Here is a 20,014-nt window from a genome sequence, read left to right as displayed (position 1 = left end):
CCAAGTCCATCACATACGACAACGACAGGCGCACACTGAGCGTGTTCCCAGACAAAGAGCAAGTGTCAGTGTCTTTGACTGTGCTCGGGGACTATTCACGGGTGAGAGCAGACCTTGCGCTCCCAAGCAACGAGAACGGCTCCCAGTACCAGTACTTAGACGACGAAGAGTGGGAGGGGAGTACACCGAAAGCACTCTACACCATCGAGACGGAGAGTGGTACCTGCATCTCGGGCATCGCAAACAGAAGCCTGAACAAGAGGTACCGACGCAGAACGGTACGGTACGGTTCGGTTCTGTTCTGGGTGTTGACCTCGGCGTGAACCAGATTGGATTGCCGTCACTAGCACGGCACGCTTTGTCAGTGCAGGCAAGCTCAGCTCAATCACGTCCGCAGAGAGTTCGAGAAAATGCGTGGCCGTGGCGACCTCCAAGAGTGTGGCACGCAATCAGCTCACCGCACGCTGCAACAACTGAGTGGTCGGGAAGACGAGTACGTGAAGCACGTGTTACACTCGGTGGCAAGCGGGATTGTCGAAGAAGCAGGTGAACATGAATGCGACGGCATCATCTTCGAAGACCTCGACGGGACGGGATTCGACAGCGAGTTCCCAATGCCGATTGGCACGCAATGTGGGCATTCCGCACGCTCACACAGTGTGTCGAATACAAAGCCGAAGGGAGAAGCATATTCGTGGATACGGTGAACCCAAAGAACACTTCGAAGCGGTGTAATGACTGTGGAAGTGTTCGAGACGATAACCGTTACCGTGATGAGTTCGAGTGTCAGAGCGATGCGGGAAGCAGAATCACGCCGATCATAACGCGGCAACAAATGTCGCTGAATTGTATCTCCTGCGAGGCCATCAGCCGTCTCGTTGGAGGAGCGTCAGTCAATACGCTCTGAAGTCAAAGTCAGGTCAGGGTCGAAGACACCGAGTTGAGAGAGACACTCTCACACCTCACACCACTCCACTCCATCCGTAAGGTTATGTTAGGTTTGGGTCAGAGGGAGAGACCACTGACAAGCCCCACCCCACGCTCACCGAGCGAATCGGTTTCCCCGATGAGCAAAGTAGGGTGGGGTAGTTGACTGGTGTCGATTACCGCCCATCGGTGACAGGGTGATCTCCACTGTAGGTTTCTGTGTCTTCAATATGATACGATCAAAGGTGATCTGTTGTTCTATAGCATAATGATATGTCAGTGATCTACGCCTGAGAAACATCAAAATTATTAGATAAGCTAGGTCAGTAATGTGAGCCCAATCGATGAGTATGCACCCTCTTTCGATTATGAGGGCTCCTGGTTTTTTGTCTGGTTCTGGGTCCACTCTTCTAATCCAACGGCAGCAGCGCCAAATACTGTTGCACCAATGAGCGCCACTATTGCACTCCGAAACGAGCGGGTACGGATATCGACAATTGCAGCTGTCGTCAGACTACCAGCAAACGCCCCACAGAGATATGCAGCGGCACGGGTCCGTTCGAGTGACATATGTAATAATATGATTACATATTGTAAATCTCCTCTGTCTGGTGATTCAAGCTTGTTGCGTTTGTGTTGAGTTTTATCGAAATTCGAGGGCAAGACCCCGTCCTCAAGGAAAGAACGGCGACGAGCCGTGAGTGAGTAGGTCGGGGTAGTTCACTGCAAATGCTGTTGCTGATGACATTGTTGTCTGTTGTGAGTTGATTATCTCTGAATCAAAACGCGACTCCAAAGCCACTAGACAATTCCTCAGAGAGGAGAAATAGCTCTCTTTCTGCTGTCAATCGGTCTTATTATAGTCGATGCGATCAAGCGCTGCTATGAGATCCCCCGCAAGCAATTCACCGAATGCAAGATCCTGACAGTCGAACGACGCTTTCTTCTCGGATCCAGCGATGAAGATTCCGTAATTGTCCAGCGGAAGGTAGACATGTCCCCTAAGATCAGTCTCTGGATTATGAGTGTCTGGGTGCTGACGCGCATCTTCAACAACAATTGGTTCATCACGCCGGTAAGCGCGCCCGGCAATGCTGTCACTGACAGAGAGAGTAGGTACCTCATCAACGTGTATATTAAGTTCATCGGTCTGTGCTGCAGGTACTAACTGTGTTCCCCCAGCCTCAGTCAAATGGATAGCATTCGCCTGAAAATCGAGAACGTCTCTACCAGCATTGACGCCAATTTTGACCACCTCCTGTTGTGTTTTCGCCGTGAGAAGGTCTTTTGAGACTCCATTGAGTTTAGTGAGCCGCTGTTCACGGTGATGACGATCGGTCACATCGTGAATCGCACCTCTGAGCATTTTTGCCACATCCCCGGCATGAGACTCGCTCTTGTCGGCAGCGCCGATGCTAGTGTTGGCATTGGTGTTATATTTATTCTTGTCTACTTCGGCTGGTGTGAGGGTCACGTCCACTATGCGTTCAGTGCCGTCGAGCGCCTGAAGTCGCCAGCTTTCACATTCTTGCTCACCCATGTCGGTTGCCTGGCTGACAGTTTGTCGTACCTTTGGTTGGTCGTCTGGATGATAGAGTTCGATTGCTTCTTCCAGTGAGAGAGTTTCATCATCGGACACTCCAGCGAGCCGCCGGCAACCATCAGTCATTAATACCTCACCGGTATCAGTGTGGATCTCAAATCCACCAGTGTCTCCAGCAAGCTCTGTCAGTCGCATCAATTCATCTATTCTATCAGCTCGCTGCCTCTGATACTGCGATTGGACAGCATTCTGGATTCGATTAGCCAACAATTCATATTGCTCGGCTCCACATCGTTTCTGGAGATAATCAGTAACTCCTGCGGAGATAGCATGACTTGCGATCTCCTCGCTTCCCTTTCCAGTGAACAGAATAAACGGGATCTCAGGGTATTCTTCTCGAACAGTTTCCAGAAAATCGATTCCATCCATCCCAGGCATGTCATAGTCAGAAACGACACAATCAGGTGGGTGGGAACAGTTGACTATTCGCTCTAATCCCTCTGTGGCGCTGGCCGCAGTTTCGATGCAGATTCGATCATCTTCACGCTCAAGAAATGTTTCTGTCAGATCTATAATTGAGGGATCGTCGTCGACGTGAAGAACCTGAATTTGTTTTGTGGAGTCAGGTCGAATAGGGGGTAATCGCATCACCGTAACTGGTTACCAAGGTTCAAGAGTGAAAAGTTGTCGGGCGAGATTAAAATGGGAACATAGAATTACCTATCTCGGTAATATGATATTAAAAATTAGAATATGCTCATCGGTTGAGTAATCAATCGATTAGTGCGGGACTACTTAGTGTATAATTCTTTTTTAGACTCAATACCGCATCTCTCCCAGAGCGGTACGTTCTCGGAGTAGACACTGACAATCCGCCGTGATATTGTGTGTGATGTATCATACTCTTAACTGCATTTTATTTTTAATGTCGTGAGGGCTTGGTGTTTGTCTCAAATCAGCTGTCCGTCATCCCTGACGACTATGTGTCTAATCATGCACTGCGTTTGATCTGTCGTTTAATTCAGACTCAGGCTCAGAATCAAATCGAAATTGCTCTCTTACCCTACTACGACGCACGATGCACCCGTCACCAGACGAAATGCAGTGAGACAAACACATATCTACGCGACGGGTGTTTCCTGCAAAGAACTATACTATCATCAGTAACTGACATTTAGTGTATTTTTTAGCCGCTTATTCTTCAGTATTGCTTGATCTGAATTATCCATGCACATAGTCGACATAGAATGTCTTGTAGTGGACAGTGCTGGTTACTGAGTGTCACTGCTTGCAGTGTGTGCAGTCACATAGAGATTCCAATGAGAGCACAGGATCCCGTCGAATACTAATAACCAAACCGTCGACCCGAGTTTGAATTACTGAACGTGGGGGCTATCGTAGTCTCATAAGTACTAGTTGACGCTAGACGTTCACGCACAGAAATGGTTCGTTGGAATCTTTATTATCCAGTTGAGGTAGCCGTATAGATGTCTGATACGCAATCTCTCGGTCGTTCTGGGAAGGCGAGTATGGTGGTAACGCAGTATTATCGTCGGTCGCGAGTACTGACGTATCTTGTCGGGATCACAGTGGTCGGGTCTGTTGGTGCTAGCTTCGCTCTACTCTCTTTTTACGAATGGCTTCTATGTGGCATCACTGTATTTGTGATCTTTCAGAGTCCAGTATTCACCACGGATGGTCATATTGCACTTGTGACAAACAAAGCCCCGGAAGCAGTGTCTAAAGAGTTTCAAAGTCCGATGCCGCCGATTCTTCCATTCCACTGGGGACTGGCTGATCAAATCGAGGCGACCGACGATGGTGGTCACTATGTAATTCGGTACCTTTTGGGGTTACAGTCGATCGAAATGACTGTTAAGTGTCAGCCAGCACCGAATGATCCTGCCGATGTTAAATTGATAGTCACTGTGGGCGACTCATCATGGGGGAATTATCATGTCAATATTGACACCACTGATACCACTGATAATTACATGCAGACCACTGTCGACATTACTGTAGAGACAAATCGCCGATTTGGGCTACGTCGTCTGCCACAACAACTAATTGCAGATAAATATCGACCGACAGCACTTGAAGCACAGGGATACGATATTGTTAGCTACGATCCAGACATATCTCTACGTTCAGGATATGTGACAATATTTCCAAATTGTGTTGGAGAAGCAGGGACCTTCGTCCATTTGGTAGCAATCACTAACCAAGAGCAGAGTAGGTTATGATTGCACACACCCAATAGTGAGTGCATTTCTGGAATGTCACTCACTCAGCAGTGTCGTGATCAAGATTACTTGCGATATTATGAAGTGATTCATTCGGGCGAGACGGGACAGAGTATACGACACGATCACCTGGTGATCGTAAGCCATAGCAAAAGCCTGCATCAAGAACATCAATTTCGACTGCATCACCAATCTCTAAATCATGTTTCTCACACCATTTGTTGAGAAGATTCTCTCCGTCACCAGGTGTCCGAGCGACTCGCGAGTTTTCAAATGCACCGCGAATTACCTGCTCATCGGCAGTAACACTGGCAACACTCACACGAGCGTGTGTCTGTTGCTCATCAAGTAGAAGTCGGATAATCTCGTTTTCTGTGAGCGTGATTTCAGTTGGTAGTTGAAGAGATGGACGTCTGATTCGCCCACTCCGCGTGAGCGATGCTCGATACGACTGCACCTGGTCATGATCACTTGGGAGACGACCCGCCACAGTAACTACTCAGCGTCAGTTTCGTCGCTACTCTCTTCCTCGCTTGTTTCATCAACTTCATCAGCATCCTCAGGTTCTTCCTCACCGAGTAACACAGGAATCGGTGTTTCCTCAACAACGGCAGCGTTGACCTGTGCTGTCGAATCAGAGATTTGGCGACCACGCACAGTGATGCGTTTTCGTTCACCATCACGTGTTGGTTTATATCCGACCCCACCCTCAAGCAGCAACTCCTTGAGGTCAGCCCCAGTAACATCTCCTCGCATCGGACGACCGGCGTTATCTGAACCACCAGTTAGTTCGAGTGTCGCTTCATCAAGCCCAACGGCACTTCCATCGACCTCATCGCCAAGATCGAGACCAAGGAATCGGTTTGCATCTTGCCCGTCGACCTCGAACTGTCGAGTGTGACCGGTAGTATCCGAGACGACGACTTTGAATTCAGCCATGTCGTGACCAAGCCGACCAGTAATAAAAAGAACGTCGAAACCGCCTCATACGGTCTCAGGCAGTCTCGAATCTCTCTAATTAATCTTTATGACCTCGTGTGTGTCTGTTCTCAGGAGATCATGATAAAGATACTACAGGACAGCTTCATAGAAAGAAGTCACAATAGTACTGTTATCTGACCGTGACAAAGATGATAGGAGTTTACACGCTTACTCATGACAAGAATGACAAGGGTCAGAACAAAGTGCTCATACTATCAATTGTCATCATACGGCAGTAACTCGAGGTCACATACTCGATTTAGCTTACTTATTTACCGTATAAATCTGCAGAGTGAGTCTGTAACGCTCAGGTAGTCGCTGCCCGGGTCATCAATGCTCATGAGAAAAAGAATAACACAGCGCGGTTGAACCCGCGACGCTGTTTTCACGATAACCTCACTTGCGGTTTATTTGATCATTAACCGTTAATTCCGTGAACATGATCATATACAACCGAACGCATAACAGCGCGTTCCGCGGGATGATTTGTATGGGATTCGAGATCCAAACGCCGACCGTATCGGCAATCGCTGTTATGCGATTAGCTCTCGATTGGGATTTGTTTTCCAGCTGTAAACTCACCCTCAATCGGGAGCGTGATTTCGAGCACGCCATTACGATATGACGCCTCGATATCATCGTCAAGGACATCCTTTGGCATTCGGAATGTCCGGTGTGTCTGCTCTCTGCGACCACGTTCATCATCAACGTGTTCAGCAGAGACGTTCAGACGACCGTCATGCCACCGTAGTGAAATCTCCTCGGGTTCATACCCAGGAAGATCGATGGTGAGGACAAACTGGTCGTCCTCTTCATATAGCTCATAGCCGTTTTCAGTTCTATTAGTGCGATTCGCCTGTGAACCGAAAAGTCGGTTTGGTAGGTCGAGACCACTCGTCCATGTTGTTGGTGTGTTCGGAACCATTGATCTCACCTCCAAGTGCATTCGTCCGTATGGGATTGAGAAATAAAAATATTGTTCGATATAATGAGACACTATAGCATTAGATGCGGGTTTATATTGATATTAATATATTATCTACTACCCTGATTGAGTTAATATATTATTCAGCTTGAACCTGTTGTAGACGCCAGTGAGAGCTCATGCTATTGCAGCAATGTTCAGGCGATTTTTATTCTTTCACAGCGTCACAGCGATATGGATAAGCATGAGTCATTTCTCCGTGGGAACCGTCACGATGATATTGCACTCTTCCTTGCCGAGGGGACACTCAATGCAGATACCCTCTCTCGTATGACCGACTCAGTTGCCGGTGGAGATATACTCGTTGTCAATGGTGATGATGGACGACAAGCGTTTGAAGCGGCGACTGGAACCGAAGCAATGTCATTTGCACAGCAAGCAATGAAAACCCAAAGTCACATCGCTCGTGATCTTGCAGGTGGCGAATGTCCTGAGCGAAGTGCAGACCCTGGCATGCATACAGTTGAATTTATTTTTGCTTTCTCAGAGCCACAGAATGAGGCTGTCGGGGGATTATATGAGCGTGGTGACGTCATACATGCGTACGCTCACTGTGTATGCGGGTCTAATTATGCTGATAAATGGGTAATTGGGTCAGAAACTGAAACTGGCGTCCAACCTGATGAGGAAATTTCAATCGAAGGTGAGGCCGAAGACAGCTAAACATATTACATAGGGTATCATTCTTTCATATACTCTCCAAGTGTCGGATGAAATCGCCTTAGACACGGTATGCAATGATTTGCTCACAGAATACCCGAACTCGATTGCTGTTAGTTTTCTATCTGCGCTGGATTGACATCAGCTTCAATCGATGTAGCGACATCTTCAAACGCTTGAAGAATTACATTTTTTGCTGCTGATCCTTCTGTCGTCCAGTGATGTGCATAATCGAGCATATCATCATAGATATCTGGCTTACATCCTGCTGCACGGGGGTGACCACCACCGTTGAGTTGTCCAGCGACTTCATGTGAGCGTTCAAATGTCTCGGAGCCACGGATACTCGCACTGCCAGCGGGTTTCACCACAACAGCTGCATCAGCACCCTGCGAACGTAGTGTCTCTGCAACCTCATTTTGCGAACAACGACCGTAGGTGATTCCAACTGTCCACGGACCAACCGTCGTGAGTTCTGCACGGTCAACAGCGGCATCAATGAGTGCATCCTTTTCAACGCGGCGGAGTGCAAGATATTCTGATGCAAGTGTTGGGAGGTCAACACCGTGTGTTCCGACAACCGTTGCATACTCCTCCGGAGGTGCCCAATATGCGTAATCGGCAAGATCATCGCTTCGAGCATCTTCTTTTATCCAGAGATCATGATCTCGGGTGACAGTTGCCAGTTCAGTCCATCGTGATCCGAATTCATATGGAAGCGACCGGAGGGTAACATCAGTCGAGCACTCCTCGTCAGATTCACCGATCACCAATTCGACACCGCATTCACGTACTGCATCGGCAGTCGAAGAATCCCATTGGTGATGATCATACCACGCAACCGTTTCGGCACGGTCGGCAACTGTGGTAAGTTCGCTTTCAATCCAATTGAATTCATCAGGACAGAGATCACAGATATAAACGTCAACGCCAGTTGGTGCTTCCGTTGCAACAGTCGATAATGCATCATCAATTGAGTACGGGCTTGCTGTAATAAGTGCAACATCCGATTCAGCAGATGGAGTGGGTGTTGTATCTTCAGAATCATCCGCATCCGCATCCGCATCCGATGATGTTCATCTGCATCTGCATCTACATCTTCAACTTCTGAGTTTGTCTCTGTTTCTACAGCATCAGAGGGGACATCACCATTGGATAGGTCTGACATCTCATCGGTATCATGAGTCTCACGTGAAGAGGTATCGGTCCCACGCTCCCATCGTGTGAGGCGGTCTGCAACGACTGGTTCAAACTCGTCCCACGCGATTGTTGCATCATACATTTCACGAAGTAATGCAACACAGCCAAGTCCATCAGCATCAGCGTCTGCAATAACGACCACATCCGCAGTTGCGACTGTCTCGTGTGTATCTTCATCGTCGTCATCGGTCGAATCCGGATAAAAGAATCCAGCCCCTGGAAGTCGAGACTTCCGCGAAAGCGAGAGATGTGCGCTATTGATGAGTTTGTCATCCATGATTATTCAGTCAACAATATATCTACGTGATTGATACTCAAGACAGTGACTGTCCTGACGTCAATATCGCGTAGAGCAACAACCGGACGTATTAGCGTATATGTTGCATACAGTCATACCCGAAACCGTGCAATTACCATTCTAAATTGTGAGACTCTGTAAGTGATAAGAGGAACAGTAGAGATTACATCCGCTCTGGAGTTCCGGTCAGTCGATTGTCGGTCTCATCTGAAGCAAGTTGACGAACGGTCAACACAGGGATTTCGACTGTCCGGACAAGTTCTTCCGCAACAGACCCAATGAGAAATCGGTTTTCGCCATGTCGACCACGAGTACCCATCGCGATGACATCAGCATCAATATCTCCTGCGTATGCCTCAATTACACTTGGTGGGTCCCCACGCTCAATTGTAGTGATAATCTCGCCGTCAGTCCGCTCTGCGACGGTTTCGACTGCCTCTTGTCCATGCTCATACATCGCTGGGTGATCGTGATCATGATCTGAACCGGGTTTTTGAGTATCAGTGTTGACATCACTCTCATCGATGACGTACAGACAATGAACTGTCGCATCAAACCGCGAAGCCATATCTAATCCGGTATCAACTGCTCGACGAACGCTTTCGGAGCCGTCAGTAGCGATGAGAATGGTCTCAAACATATGTAAGTATTTTATGCTAATTATTATAAATCCAGCTAACTCTTTAATTACTAATTGATTCGATATATCGTGCCCAGATTGAGTGAAGAAAACACATATTGGTAATGATGTATCAAAAGCGGACTCTAGAATCGAAATATGAGTAATACTCATAACCGCACATGTGAGGATTTTTGCTTTCGGACAGTAGAAATCCGAGTATGACCGATGATCGACTGCTGTCTGTAGATCTCATTCTCGCTCCAATCGACGCCAGCGAGGAGTCTCTTGACGCCGTCGAGTATGCGTGTGCCATTGCTGCGAAGTATGACGCATATGTTCACGTTGTCCACGTGCTTAGTAAAGAGATTGTGCAGGCAATCGAAACTGGATCCGTCGATGAGTCAGCAGTCGCTACTGATGGACAAGCAATTACCGAGTCTGCAGAGACAATTGCAGCCGAACACGACATTGCTGTCTCAACATCTGTCGTCTATGGATTTTCGACTCGGATAAAAACGACACATCCTGGTCGAGTCGTTCTTGATACAGCCGAAGATATTGATGCAGACTTTCTTGTAATCCCGCGAGAGCCACTCCCCGAAGAGCCGGGTGAGGTACTCTCAAGAGCAGCAGAATACGTATTATTATACGCAAGCCAACCTGTGCTCTCGGTGTGAGTCACGCTATAATTACATAATTGACCTATTAATCACAATCACAATCACGGTGATGGGAATCGATTAGCGATATTCTGATGAGTGGAACAACAGTTTACATTAAGATATCTCAGCGTTATCAAGATTAATCGACATTTGCAGTTCAAAACTCTCTGAATCGCTAACTTCGAATCCGACTTTCTTATACAGGGCAACCGCAGCGTTGTTCCATCGCTCAACAGTGAGCCATACTTGCGTGATGTCTGAGTCAATCCCATGACCAAGAAGTGCTTCAATAAGTTGTGTCCCAATCCCAGCCTGTTGATATACCTGGAGGACAAAAATTGCTAACTCGTATGAGTCCTCATCAGGCACAAGTGTTGCGTGACCAGCAACAGCTAAACCATCCCATGCAATGAGATTTAGACAGTCAGATCCAAGAATATTATCAAGCCATTTTCGAATACGTTCTTCACGACCTGGTGGAATTCCCTGTGCTCTATCTTTCGAGTCGAAACCACGGTACATCTCGACGAGTGCCTCGTATTCATCATCGCTTCCATCATACACTCGTATCTCAATGTCACGATCGACACGATCCTCAAATTCACGGGGAGGTATTGGGAATGGTCCAACGGACTCATCCGAATCTGTATGATCAGAACTCATCTGATGAGTGAGACCGTTATCGGTGAGTTCAATAAAATGAATTCAGCGAGGCTTCCAATCTGAATTTTCCCCATAGGGCTTCGTTTGCTACCCCCGATAACGAGTTTATCGAAATCCTCTGACTCAGCCAGTTCAACTAATTGACTACCAGGGTCACCATCAAGATGTCGAACTGTTGCATCAACATATGAGGGCTCAACGATATCATCGACACCTGATTGAATCTCTGTCAAAGACTGATCAGAATTTGCAGTGACAATTCCAACTGTTAAATCATCGCCCGCCTCAGCAGCCCGTGTGACTGTTTTTTCAAGCGCGTGGAAGGAACCATCAGTTCCATCAGCGCCTAGAAGAACCTTCATATCGCGGGTCATGTTGGCAGGATAGAAAAATTGTCGGATAATATTCTCAATAGGTGATACTGACCCACGCTTATCTGGATGAATATTATTGTATAAATGGCTATATATTTGCTTTATTAATTCGATTTCTACGGTTATCATCAGTCTCGATAGGCGGATGAAATAACCAATTATCAAGTGAATAAAAAGTATCATGTTTGTTGCTGACAACAGAATGACTTTTGCGGTGTCGGCGACTGACCTCGGTATGAGCAATACTAATGACAGTGACGTCGAAATAAATGAGGACAACGAGGGTCGGGAGCGAGATTATGACCGCGATCATCGCGAAGAGCAAACAAGCGAGCGTGATAGCACAACACATACTGACACGACAGATAATGAGTCGGACGATGAAAACAAGACCACTGATTCAGACACGCCTGATGATGCTCAATCGGATATGACGGACGATGAAACGGTGTCATCGACCGAACAGCATGATGTAATGAATGCTGGTGGACAGTCATCGCCACCGCCTGATGTTGCAAAATATGCACGATTCAAAAAAGTCGATGGAGCACAGTATGACCGGATTAATAATTTTCTCCGAGACCGGACATATATCACCGCCCGAGAGTGGGCTATTGCCCGCTTGTGCTCTGATTTCCGGACAGAAACTGGTGTCGAGATGACAAAAATCGGAGCAAATCTGCCACAGTTGATTCCGTTCATGACTGACACATACACGCCACAAGCAGTCAATCAAGCACGGTCATCATTCGAAGAAAAAGTCACACAGGCTGGTGCAACATTTCTTTATGGGGCGATGTCGGGGTTCTTTACTGCTGATGAACTCGATGAGCTGATGTATGAGGTCACAGAAACAGCAAAATTCTTACTTGAAGTCGAGGGGGTTGATCTTTCAGTTGCCGATGAATTAGAAGCTGAAGATCGAATTTCAACCGTAATGCGGGAGGTCCGTGAGGCGAGTGATGACTTCCGGGCAAACGAAAGTACCAGTGCCAATATCGATTCTGATTCTGCATCTCAATCTGACGGATCGGAATAGACGGACAAGATCTAATAGGAGTCCAAATTCGATCCTCGCATCAAATATCAAATATCAAATATCAATTAGGGATATTATTTTTCTTGAGCAGCGGGTATGTTCATACCAACGGCTGGACCGAGCGTCTCGCCATCATACACAACTGTTCCACGAACCATTGTTAACTCCGGAAACACCCCACTCATTCCATCGAACGGTGTCCATGCACATTTTGAGTGAAGCATATTACCGTTGATTGTCTGCACAGCAGTTGGATCGATAAGGATAACATCCGCATCATAGCCAACGGCGATTCGTCCTTTCTGAGTAAGCCCGAATCGAGACGCTGGATTTCGAGCCGTCACGTCACGAATCCGTTCATAACTGATTTCCTCCCGACGAGCGCGTTCAAATAATAGCGGAAGCATTGTCTCGACACCCGGGACCCCACTTGGTGCATCCCACAGTGAAGCTTCTTTTTCATCATTCGTGTGTGGGGCGTGATCAGTTGCAATCATATCAATATCGCCATTGACAAGCCGGTCCCAAAGCCCGCTTCGACGGGATTCACTTCGAAGTGGCGGATTCATTCGTCCGTAGGTCCCGAGTTCGGCTGCGTCATCACGCGATAAAAACAGATGATGTGGCGTTACCTCGCATGTGGCATTATTCGCGGTTGCTGCATCGACACCCGCCGGAGTGCTTGTATGTGCGATATGAATGTCCGCATTAACCTCTGCTGCAATCTCAATGGCTCGTTCAATTGCATCAATTTCAGCCGGTGCTGAGCGATACTCACTCCAAATATCACCAGCCGCGTCAGCCCCAATTCCGTCTGAGTCATTATCACGTGCATCTGTATTGAATTGGGTTGCATCCTCAGCATGGACCGTCACTGGGACTTCTCTCTCGGCTGCTCTGATGAGTGCCTGTCTAAATAGCTCTTCATCAATCCCCATGTCTCCGGTTGAGTCTGCAAGAAAAACTTCACCTAATGCGAGCAACGGACACTCGAGTAACTCAGTTGGCTCCCAATCGGGGGTAACGCCACCGTTGATCCCGTAATCTACAATTGAGTCGTTTGCCAGTGCCGCCTTTGATTGGTATGCGGTCTTGTTTACTGTTGGCGGATCTGTATTTGGCTGATCAACAACAGTTGTGACACCACCGGCTGCAGCACTTTTCGATCCTGTCTCCCATGTTTCTTTATGACTACCGCCAGGTTCGCGGAAATGTACGTGAATGTCAATCGCTCCCGGAAAAAGGAACTTATCACGCGCGTCAACAACGGTCTCGCTTGAGTTAGGAGAGAGTGATTCCGAGACGGCTGCAATTGTCTCATCAATGACGCGAACATCACGGATGCGACCATCTGGAAGTCGTGCCGCTTTGAACAGCCTCGACATAATCAGTCCTCCCAACGAGCATACCTAAGCCCAGCGGTTCTCATTAGTGTAATTGAAAAGTGGATTTCCATCCCGTCGGTATTTTTTGTCTTTATTCTGACGGACACTTCGATAATACACTGTATCCAGATATGTCAAAATATTAAATGCCCCGGTTCTCTTGTCATGTAGTGACACACCGTAGCTAGATCAGACAAAGTCAATATCAGCCCGAGAACAGACCTCTCCGAAGAGCCACTCAGAATGCTCAAGTGCGTATTCACGGTGATCAGATTCAATCGCACCAATTGCATCCTCAATGAGCACCGGGCGGTAATCTCTGAGTCCAGCACTGCCAGCGGTGTGGAGAACACAGACATTCGCAAGCGTCCCACAGAAGATGAGATCATCAATGCCGTGTGCACGGAGCCACCCATCAAGCTCGGTGTTGTGGAATGCGTCGTATGTATGTTTGACAACAACGTGATCCCGTGAGCGAACCTCAAGTCCATCAATAAGTTCAGTCTCCGGGTCGCTCTCACGCACGTGCTCACCCCAGCGTTCAAATTCATCATAATAATGTGCATCATCGAATTGATCTGGTGGATGCACATCACGCGTATACACAACATGTGCACCTGCAGTTTGTGCATCCGTGACGAGATTGCGGACATCATCAGCAACGGCCTCGCTACCTGGAGCATACATATTCCCAGATGGGTCACAAAACCCTACCTGCATATCGACAACAACGACTGCAGTCGTGTCTGTATCGAATGAATATTCAACCATATCGTCTATTCGTCATGCGAGCACAAAGGTACTTTTGCGCGTAGACCTCCTCATAAGGTACGTGTCATCATGTCCCGGCGAATCTCACGTGCCTCAATAGCACTTAGTGTCCTCATTATTCTCGCGGGGTGTAGTGGGGGCGGGTCGCTATTCAACCCTGGTCTAGGAGAGGATTCATCGTCCACAGAGTCAACTGCAGGGGAGGGTATCGAGCAAGGAAATAACGCCGATCCACCACCACAGGTTGCAACGCCAGATGCAAATTTCAGTGACCCTGCTGGTGACCCACTTGGATGGGAATCAGGCTATTGGTATAATGAGTCAATTACGGTCGACCAAACGAATGGACTCTCAGATGAAGAAATGAAAGCGTATGTCGGACGAGGAATGGCTCGTGTTGAGTATATCCGGCAGTTAGAATTCAAATCATCAGTGCCAGTATCGGTCATCTCGCGATCAGAATATCGCTCACAAAGAGATGGAAACACGCAATCAACGGAGGGTCAACAGTTCCAGGCGTGGAATAATCAAGTGTGGGAAGCGCTGTTTGCTGTTGGTGAGTCTGCGAGTACACAACAAGCAATCGAAGAAACACGAGGGTCATCTGTCGCCGGATTTTATAGCCCTAGTGATGATGCAATTACAATCGTCACGGATACACCGGAGTCAGCATCAATTGATAATACAACATTGATTCATGAACTTGTCCATGCAGTGCAAGATCAACATTATGACCTAACAGAGGAACGATACGCAGCAACAACACAAGACGGACAGTTAGCGGTTGATGGATTAATCGAAGGTGATGCAAGATACGTCGAATCAGCGTATGTTGACCGTTGTGGAGGTAGTTGGGAGTGTGTTGAACTCCCAACAGATACCGGCAGAGATAGCGGATCAGGTGGCGGACCATCGAATCTCGGAATCTTTGTGACCATCTTCCAGCCGTATTCAGATGGTGTTGGATATATCAATCATCTCCGTGAGTCAGGTGGATGGGCTGCTGTTAATGATCGATTCGAATCACCACCAGTCGCAAGTGAGCAAGTTATTCACCGAACCAATGAGACGCCACAACCAATTACATACACAGATCGGTCATCTACTAACTGGAGTCAATTTGAATCAGTGGGACAAGACGGATCCGACACTGTCGGAGAGGCATCGATATTTGTGATGTTCTGGAATCAAGCACGAACCGTCGGTGCTGAGACGGTCAGACCGCAGGCACTCACACAGCCGACGAATCAGTATGATGCATATAATTACATTGCCGATCCATCGGCAGGCTGGGAAAATGATCGACTATTCCCATATCGCACACAAGATGGAAAGGCAACTGAGTACGGATACGTGTGGGTAACGACGTGGGAAAGCAATGAGGACGCAACAGAATTCCGCAACGCATACCGCTCGATCCTCACTGCTCGTGATGCAACTACACCCCAACAGACAGGATCTGAGAATCCAGGGTCGACAGCCCAAACAACGAGAACATATGTCATACCCGATGGTCCGTATGCCGATTCATTCCGAGTCACACAGGATGGCACACAGGTTGTGATCGTTAATGGACCAGAGACTGAATCCCTCGATAAAATCCGATCACAATCAGAATCAACAATGGCATCCTAAATATCGCAAACAAAATCCAGTAACTCTAGCACGCCACAACCCTACGTCGAGGATTTTTATTACTGGAATTAGATCGTAATCAACTATATTCAATGACCTATAGTTTCAATTCAACTGCAATCTTATGTGTTACTTTGAACATCCGCTATGGCGGTATACCCTCATGTTGAACCGTCCACTGAGCGAATTTAATTGAGGACTCACATAGTCAAGGGTTTCTCAGCAGATGTGTTTTTTAACTCTGCCGAATGAATGCAGGGTAATGGATTTGAATTTTGATATCATCGATACAGAAGCGATCACCTCTGGGAGGGCGACGGATGCCTATTTTAATAGAACAGAAACAACGCTCCGCCATGCCGGTCGGAACCCATCTATCGTTGCTGAAGTAACCGCTGATCAGTTTCCTGATGGAAACTTTGAGATGATGGCTGGAGTCAAAAACGTTGTTGCATTGCTTGAAGGACGAGATATTGACGTCGACGCAATCCTTCCTGGTCGTCTTTTTGATGGCGGACCCGTGCTTCGTATTCGAGGAAACTATCTTGATTTTGCCAAACTTGAAACATCGATATTAGGCTTCCTATCACATGCATCCGGCATCGCAACAGCTGCGAGTGATGCCCGAACCGCTGCCCCATCGTCAACAATTCTTTCATTTGGCGCTCGACATGTCCACCCTACAATTGCAGCGATGGTCGAACGAAGCGCACTGATCGCTGGAGTCGATGGGTTTTCACACGTCGCTGCGGGCGACATCCTTGACCGTACAGCCGGAGGAACAATGCCACATGCACTATTGATTTGTTTTGGACGTGGCGAACAGGAGCAAGCATGGCAAGCCTTTGATGAGGCTGTCCCCGAAGACGTGCCTCGAATTGCACTATGTGATACATACTCTGATGAGGCTGATGAAGCGCTTCGAGCGGCACGAGCGTTTGGTGACCGACTTGATGGCATACGGCTTGATACAACAGGGTCACGACGAGGTGACTTCCGGCATATTATCCGGGAGGTGCAATGGACACTGGATACACGAGGATACGGTGATATCGATATTTTCGTTTCAGGCGGACTCAAACCAGAAGATCTGGTTCATCTTCGCGATGTTGTAGATGGGTTTGGTATCGGGGGGTATATTTCAACTGCTGACCCGGTTGATTTTGCACTTGATATTGTTTCTGTCAATAATAAGTCGGTCGCCAAGCGTGGCAAACTCGCTGGAATTAAATCCGTGTATCGAACGTCTGATGGCGGACATCATATCGGGTTGCAGGATCGCTCATTATCTGAGGACAGTGAATCCCTCCTCAAGCCTGTAATCAAAGATGGAAATATACTCAATGACGTTGACTTTGGTATTGATGCTGCAGCACAACGGGCAACTCAAGACTGCGATCGATGTGGATACGAGATTAACAGTAAATAACAATACTGATCAGTTCAAAAACAAATGTGTCAAGACTCACACCGTGAGTACCTAATTAACGATGACCATGGATAGTCTATTATTCCCGCAGAACTATGCACTTAATCGCTAATTACTCACTCTCCATGTGGCGAGTGTTGAGAAATTTGCTAATTCAACCCCCAAATAGGATGTTCTAATAGCATCAGTACGTGTGTCGAATAATACCGTATTTCCAGCTTATCGCTTGACTTTTGAGTTCTGTTCTCGTTTCCTGTTCAGTGTAAACTGAGAAGATCAATCCTGAAGCTGGAACACAGACATATTGAGATGAACTAAGTAATTATAATTCTTCGACACTCCCACCGTCAGGACGCTCACGAAACACTTGACCTTCAAACAGAGTCACCGCTGTAGCTTCGTCCTGCCACGCTAATGGGCTAAGTCCAGCTTTTCGAGACGCACGGGTGACAAATTGTTGTTTATTCCAGCCATTCTCAACGGGGATTATTGGATGCATCCATCCGTGTTCATCATCGCGGTCGATAATAAGACCGTGTGTCCCGAGTTCAACATCCTCGATAGGGTTGTCAGTTGAGAGGCGATCGCAAACGATACAAACAGACACCATGAGATTTGACAATTCAGGCTCTTCAAGTTCCGATCCGCAAGAATCGCTTGAAGCGGCTTGAATTGCTGCATCAACAATAGCATGTCCGAGTTGGTCGCTGTTTTGCGATGAGCCAGCGCATCCACGGAGTCGACCCCGTCCACGGGTTGAATGAATACGGACGAACGCTCCTGTTCGGGTATAGAAGGCATCGCGCATACTTCCTGGTTGTTCACGTTGCCCATGGAGGACGTATGACTCGACAGATTCACGCGCTAACTCGACCGCTCTTGCCCCATCATTATACGAAAGGGAAACGGCCTGCGCCTTTGGCATATAGCTAGACAATTTCCCTGAGAACTTGAACGCTTTCCTTCAGCCGGTGATATTGTACGGACCGAACAGTTTATTGGGTACTTTGGCGTTAGTCTAACTGGCAGAGAGAGCTCAGCTCCCGTGGTCGACACTGAAAATAAAATGACGTCTTAATACGTCAATCATACTGTCGACAAACGAGGAAAGTCCCCCCACCGTCTGGACAGGTGACCGGACGCAAGCTCGGAGTTGGAGACAACTGGCGCTGGAACAGAAACGATACCACTCAACCGGACCAATGAGACGTGCGAACCACCCCGTAAGGGACGGAAGTTAACCCGTCGAGGGAGCGATTCTATCCGTCAACATCTGACGGTTTAAAACCGCATTAGATGGTTGAGAATGGATGGAACGGCGAATCCTCACCGGTGCAAGTCCATGCCAGAAAGGTAGTCTGGACAGGGCGTGGACGCTTAGCCGAATGCTGAGTCGAACAGAAGGGGGCTTACTCCTCTCAGCCATGTTATTTCTCACAGGTATAACAATATTGTGTCGATATAACACATCAGTCGACAGTATATCCCTCAAATAAAACTAAATATTTGTCATAGTGTTGTTATATCGCTTTGTAAGTCTCCCGATGATCAAAAAGCGATTGTCTAACTCAGATCAACTAAGCTGATACTGTCCATAACATATGTCATACAATGACAAAAACAGGAATGAAATATACACCGAGGATATGATCCAGACAAACAACACACTATTCTACCGTTGCCCAGTGATATCCAGACACTCAAATGTCTCCCGAGACAACATGTTCTACAAGGAGTGATTTGAGATGACAGACACACCGCATGATGACCAGCCCGCCACACACAATCACGACCACGACCACGACCACAGACCACGATCATGATCATGATCATGATGTCACCACTCCATCGGTCAGCATGGATGCGGTCGAACAAGCACTTCGGTCAGCATTTGATGGATCACCAAGCGAACGGCGTGTTGTTGCACGTCAAGCTCGAGATCTTGCTGACGCTGGTATTATCGAAACAGATCGTGGTGAGACGCTTACTGTCGCAACGGTTATTGATAATCTATCAGACGCTCCAGATGATCTAAGTATCGCCGAACGATGGAACTGGTGGCTCGGCGCACTTGAAACAGCATACGGTGGCTATCATGAGTTTCAGGTAACTACAACTCCAGATACGGAGTAACTCAACCCACAAACACTTTATCTACCGCTCAAATTTAACCACGCTATCTTCTCGTAATATATCGACTATTGATCCAGTGTGGATGCCATATCTTCGATATAATACATATATGCTGTTCTCGTCAACGATCTATCCAATGGAGTCTCAAATATCAAGAACTCAATTACTCACCAATAGCGCCTCAAAACGGATTTGTTACACCAAGCGATGACTCTGACGATGATTCAAGATACTCAACCCCCGATAACGAACTCCCTCTGATAACTATACAAATCGCTTCAAAATAGCAGGAACCACTAACATACAGTTGATTCAATTATGATATTATACTAAAGCCAAGGGCCGGATTTGAACCGGCGATGATCCGCTCTGCAGGCGGACGCGTTAGGCCAGGCTCTGCCACCTTGGCACATGCAGCCGTTTGCTGCTGTCGCGCTTAAGCCCATCGGAGTCCGTCGTGTCAT

At 47.5% G+C, this 20,014-nt stretch carries 21 protein-coding genes, 1 tRNA gene, 1 other RNA gene and 2 pseudogenes; 11 read left to right on the top strand and 14 right to left on the bottom strand.

What is annotated here, in order from left to right:
* From J07HQW2_RS18525 to J07HQW2_RS20035, 3 genes and pseudogenes are all read left to right on the top strand, one after another.
* Nucleotides 1-323: pseudogene (locus tag J07HQW2_RS18525) on the top strand (hypothetical protein); the annotation flags it as partial.
* A gap of 87 nt (nt 324-410) precedes the next feature.
* Nucleotides 411-707, top strand: coding sequence for a hypothetical protein (locus J07HQW2_RS18520; protein WP_303704081.1), 297 nt, complete (start codon nt 411-413; stop codon nt 705-707).
* Nucleotides 632-907, top strand: a complete 276-nt coding sequence (locus tag J07HQW2_RS20035) for a zinc ribbon domain-containing protein (RefSeq protein WP_394324645.1) — start codon at nt 632-634, stop codon at nt 905-907. Before J07HQW2_RS18520 ends, J07HQW2_RS20035 begins: the two co-directional genes overlap by 76 nt.
* A 386-nt stretch (nt 908-1,293) precedes the next feature.
* Here the strand turns inward: J07HQW2_RS20035 and J07HQW2_RS10595 are convergent, their stop codons facing one another.
* The 3 genes from J07HQW2_RS10595 to J07HQW2_RS10590 form a co-directional block, all read right to left on the bottom strand.
* A complete protein-coding gene (locus J07HQW2_RS10595) occupies nt 1,294-1,497 on the bottom strand; it encodes a hypothetical protein (protein WP_021055499.1) in 204 nt (67 codons plus the stop codon).
* A gap of 103 nt (nt 1,498-1,600) precedes the next feature.
* Nucleotides 1,601-1,729 carry a hypothetical protein gene (locus J07HQW2_RS18515; protein ID WP_303704080.1) on the bottom strand — a complete coding sequence of 43 codons (129 nt, stop codon included), beginning with the start codon at nt 1,727-1,729 and terminating at the stop codon, nt 1,601-1,603.
* A 42-nt stretch (nt 1,730-1,771) separates the two neighbouring features.
* Complete coding sequence (locus tag J07HQW2_RS10590) at nt 1,772-3,118, bottom strand: response regulator (RefSeq protein WP_021055498.1); 1,347 nt, start codon at nt 3,116-3,118, stop codon at nt 1,772-1,774.
* Nucleotides 3,119-3,957: 839 nt separating this feature from the next.
* Here J07HQW2_RS10590 and J07HQW2_RS10585 point away from each other — a divergent pair.
* Nucleotides 3,958-4,713 carry a hypothetical protein gene (locus tag J07HQW2_RS10585; RefSeq protein ID WP_021055497.1) on the top strand — a complete coding sequence of 252 codons (756 nt, stop codon included), beginning with the start codon at nt 3,958-3,960 and terminating at the stop codon, nt 4,711-4,713.
* A gap of 40 nt (nt 4,714-4,753) precedes the next feature.
* Here the strand turns inward: J07HQW2_RS10585 and J07HQW2_RS10580 are convergent, their stop codons facing one another.
* The 3 genes from J07HQW2_RS10580 to J07HQW2_RS10570 form a co-directional block, all read right to left on the bottom strand.
* On the bottom strand, nt 4,754-5,203 hold the full coding sequence (locus J07HQW2_RS10580) for a DUF7112 family protein (RefSeq protein ID WP_021055496.1): 450 nt from the start codon (nt 5,201-5,203) through the stop codon (nt 4,754-4,756).
* A gap of 5 nt (nt 5,204-5,208) precedes the next feature.
* Nucleotides 5,209-5,652, bottom strand: coding sequence for a 30S ribosomal protein S6e (locus tag J07HQW2_RS10575; RefSeq protein WP_021055495.1), 444 nt, complete (start codon nt 5,650-5,652; stop codon nt 5,209-5,211).
* A 583-nt stretch (nt 5,653-6,235) separates the two neighbouring features.
* Nucleotides 6,236-6,619, bottom strand: coding sequence for an Hsp20/alpha crystallin family protein (locus J07HQW2_RS10570; protein WP_048075246.1), 384 nt, complete (start codon nt 6,617-6,619; stop codon nt 6,236-6,238).
* 234 nt (nt 6,620-6,853) lie between these two features.
* On the opposite strand from J07HQW2_RS10570, the gene J07HQW2_RS10565 reads away from it, so the two are divergent.
* Nucleotides 6,854-7,342, top strand: a complete 489-nt coding sequence (locus J07HQW2_RS10565) for a DUF5807 family protein (protein ID WP_021055493.1) — start codon at nt 6,854-6,856, stop codon at nt 7,340-7,342.
* Nucleotides 7,343-7,452: 110 nt separating this feature from the next.
* On the opposite strand, the pseudogene J07HQW2_RS10560 reads toward J07HQW2_RS10565, so the two are convergent.
* Both J07HQW2_RS10560 and J07HQW2_RS10555 read right to left on the bottom strand, forming a co-directional pair.
* Nucleotides 7,453-8,816: pseudogene (locus J07HQW2_RS10560) on the bottom strand (DHH family phosphoesterase).
* 184 nt (nt 8,817-9,000) lie between these two features.
* Nucleotides 9,001-9,477, bottom strand: a complete 477-nt coding sequence (locus tag J07HQW2_RS10555) for a universal stress protein (RefSeq protein ID WP_048075245.1) — start codon at nt 9,475-9,477, stop codon at nt 9,001-9,003.
* A 200-nt stretch (nt 9,478-9,677) separates the two neighbouring features.
* Here J07HQW2_RS10555 and J07HQW2_RS10550 point away from each other — a divergent pair, with 200 nt between their 5' ends.
* Entirely contained in the window at nt 9,678-10,136 is a 459-nt protein-coding gene (locus tag J07HQW2_RS10550; protein WP_021055489.1) for a universal stress protein, read from the top strand.
* A gap of 99 nt (nt 10,137-10,235) precedes the next feature.
* On the opposite strand, the gene J07HQW2_RS10545 is transcribed toward J07HQW2_RS10550, so the two are convergent.
* Both J07HQW2_RS10545 and J07HQW2_RS10540 read right to left on the bottom strand, forming a co-directional pair.
* Nucleotides 10,236-10,784, bottom strand: coding sequence for a GNAT family N-acetyltransferase (locus J07HQW2_RS10545; RefSeq protein WP_021055488.1), 549 nt, complete (start codon nt 10,782-10,784; stop codon nt 10,236-10,238).
* Nucleotides 10,781-11,146 carry a universal stress protein gene (locus J07HQW2_RS10540; RefSeq protein ID WP_048075639.1) on the bottom strand — a complete coding sequence of 122 codons (366 nt, stop codon included), beginning with the start codon at nt 11,144-11,146 and terminating at the stop codon, nt 10,781-10,783. The genes J07HQW2_RS10545 and J07HQW2_RS10540 overlap by 4 nt, the downstream gene beginning before the upstream one ends.
* 247 nt (nt 11,147-11,393) lie before the next feature.
* Here J07HQW2_RS10540 and J07HQW2_RS10535 point away from each other — a divergent pair, with 247 nt between their 5' ends.
* Nucleotides 11,394-12,197, top strand: a complete 804-nt coding sequence (locus J07HQW2_RS10535) for a DUF5806 family protein (RefSeq protein ID WP_048075638.1) — start codon at nt 11,394-11,396, stop codon at nt 12,195-12,197.
* 74 nt (nt 12,198-12,271) lie between these two features.
* On the opposite strand, the gene J07HQW2_RS10530 is transcribed toward J07HQW2_RS10535, so the two are convergent.
* The gene (locus J07HQW2_RS10530) at nt 12,272-13,582 is read right to left on the bottom strand and encodes a dihydroorotase (RefSeq protein WP_021055485.1); all 1,311 of its coding nucleotides are present in this window, start codon (nt 13,580-13,582) and stop codon (nt 12,272-12,274) included.
* Between the two features lie 189 nt (nt 13,583-13,771).
* A complete protein-coding gene (locus J07HQW2_RS10525) occupies nt 13,772-14,353 on the bottom strand; it encodes a cysteine hydrolase family protein (protein ID WP_021055484.1) in 582 nt (193 codons plus the stop codon).
* Between the two features lie 69 nt (nt 14,354-14,422).
* Here J07HQW2_RS10525 and J07HQW2_RS10520 point away from each other — a divergent pair, with 69 nt between their 5' ends.
* On the top strand, nt 14,423-15,988 hold the full coding sequence (locus tag J07HQW2_RS10520; protein ID WP_021055483.1) for an Hvo_1808 family surface protein: 1,566 nt from the start codon (nt 14,423-14,425) through the stop codon (nt 15,986-15,988).
* A gap of 262 nt (nt 15,989-16,250) precedes the next feature.
* The gene (locus tag J07HQW2_RS10515; RefSeq protein WP_021055482.1) at nt 16,251-17,417 is read left to right on the top strand and encodes a nicotinate phosphoribosyltransferase; all 1,167 of its coding nucleotides are present in this window, start codon (nt 16,251-16,253) and stop codon (nt 17,415-17,417) included.
* A 322-nt stretch (nt 17,418-17,739) separates the two neighbouring features.
* On the opposite strand, the gene J07HQW2_RS10510 is transcribed toward J07HQW2_RS10515, so the two are convergent.
* Nucleotides 17,740-18,342 (bottom strand): TIGR00296 family protein, encoded by a 603-nt coding sequence (locus tag J07HQW2_RS10510; RefSeq protein ID WP_021055481.1) that lies wholly within the window; start codon nt 18,340-18,342, stop codon nt 17,740-17,742.
* A gap of 99 nt (nt 18,343-18,441) precedes the next feature.
* Between J07HQW2_RS10510 and rnpB the strand changes: the two genes are divergently transcribed.
* Both rnpB and J07HQW2_RS10505 read left to right on the top strand, forming a co-directional pair.
* Nucleotides 18,442-18,841: RNase P RNA component (gene rnpB / locus J07HQW2_RS16720), an RNA gene on the top strand.
* Nucleotides 18,842-19,274: 433 nt separating this feature from the next.
* Nucleotides 19,275-19,550 carry a WNWW family protein gene (locus tag J07HQW2_RS10505; RefSeq protein ID WP_048075636.1) on the top strand — a complete coding sequence of 92 codons (276 nt, stop codon included), beginning with the start codon at nt 19,275-19,277 and terminating at the stop codon, nt 19,548-19,550.
* 333 nt (nt 19,551-19,883) lie between these two features.
* Here the strand turns inward: J07HQW2_RS10505 and J07HQW2_RS10500 are convergent.
* Nucleotides 19,884-19,959: transfer RNA gene (locus J07HQW2_RS10500), tRNA-Cys, on the bottom strand.
* Nucleotides 19,960-20,014: the final 55 nt, after the last annotated feature.

Source organism: Haloquadratum walsbyi J07HQW2 (assembly GCF_000415985.1).
GTDB classification, from domain to species: domain Archaea; phylum Halobacteriota; class Halobacteria; order Halobacteriales; family Haloferacaceae; genus Haloquadratum; species Haloquadratum walsbyi_B.
This window is presented reverse-complemented; position numbering and strand designations above follow the sequence as displayed.

Excerpts from the sequence above, each read along its gene's own strand:
- J07HQW2_RS10550 (WP_021055489.1), top strand. The coding sequence starts at position 9,678 with ATGACCGATGATCGACTGCTGTCTGTAGATCTCATTCTCGCTCCAATC.
- J07HQW2_RS10585 (WP_021055497.1), top strand. The coding sequence starts at position 3,958 with ATGTCTGATACGCAATCTCTCGGTCGTTCTGGGAAGGCGAGTATGGTG.
- J07HQW2_RS10505 (WP_048075636.1), top strand. The coding sequence starts at position 19,275 with ATGGATGCGGTCGAACAAGCACTTCGGTCAGCATTTGATGGATCACCA.
- J07HQW2_RS10515 (WP_021055482.1), top strand. The coding sequence starts at position 16,251 with ATGGATTTGAATTTTGATATCATCGATACAGAAGCGATCACCTCTGGG.
- J07HQW2_RS10555 (WP_048075245.1), bottom strand. The coding sequence starts at position 9,477 with ATGTTTGAGACCATTCTCATCGCTACTGACGGCTCCGAAAGCGTTCGT.
- J07HQW2_RS10510 (WP_021055481.1), bottom strand. The coding sequence starts at position 18,342 with ATGCCAAAGGCGCAGGCCGTTTCCCTTTCGTATAATGATGGGGCAAGA.
- J07HQW2_RS10590 (WP_021055498.1), bottom strand. The coding sequence starts at position 3,118 with ATGCGATTACCCCCTATTCGACCTGACTCCACAAAACAAATTCAGGTT.
- J07HQW2_RS20035 (WP_394324645.1), top strand. The coding sequence starts at position 632 with ATGTGGGCATTCCGCACGCTCACACAGTGTGTCGAATACAAAGCCGAA.
- J07HQW2_RS10545 (WP_021055488.1), bottom strand. The coding sequence starts at position 10,784 with ATGAGTTCTGATCATACAGATTCGGATGAGTCCGTTGGACCATTCCCA.
- J07HQW2_RS10570 (WP_048075246.1), bottom strand. The coding sequence starts at position 6,619 with ATGGTTCCGAACACACCAACAACATGGACGAGTGGTCTCGACCTACCA.
- J07HQW2_RS10540 (WP_048075639.1), bottom strand. The coding sequence starts at position 11,146 with ATGAAGGTTCTTCTAGGCGCTGATGGAACTGATGGTTCCTTCCACGCG.
- J07HQW2_RS10535 (WP_048075638.1), top strand. The coding sequence starts at position 11,394 with ATGAGCAATACTAATGACAGTGACGTCGAAATAAATGAGGACAACGAG.
- J07HQW2_RS10575 (WP_021055495.1), bottom strand. The coding sequence starts at position 5,652 with ATGGCTGAATTCAAAGTCGTCGTCTCGGATACTACCGGTCACACTCGA.
- J07HQW2_RS10595 (WP_021055499.1), bottom strand. The coding sequence starts at position 1,497 with ATGTCACTCGAACGGACCCGTGCCGCTGCATATCTCTGTGGGGCGTTT.
- J07HQW2_RS10520 (WP_021055483.1), top strand. The coding sequence starts at position 14,423 with ATGTCCCGGCGAATCTCACGTGCCTCAATAGCACTTAGTGTCCTCATT.
- J07HQW2_RS10565 (WP_021055493.1), top strand. The coding sequence starts at position 6,854 with ATGGATAAGCATGAGTCATTTCTCCGTGGGAACCGTCACGATGATATT.
- J07HQW2_RS10525 (WP_021055484.1), bottom strand. The coding sequence starts at position 14,353 with ATGGTTGAATATTCATTCGATACAGACACGACTGCAGTCGTTGTTGTC.
- J07HQW2_RS10530 (WP_021055485.1), bottom strand. The coding sequence starts at position 13,582 with ATGTCGAGGCTGTTCAAAGCGGCACGACTTCCAGATGGTCGCATCCGT.
- J07HQW2_RS18520 (WP_303704081.1), top strand. The coding sequence starts at position 411 with ATGCGTGGCCGTGGCGACCTCCAAGAGTGTGGCACGCAATCAGCTCAC.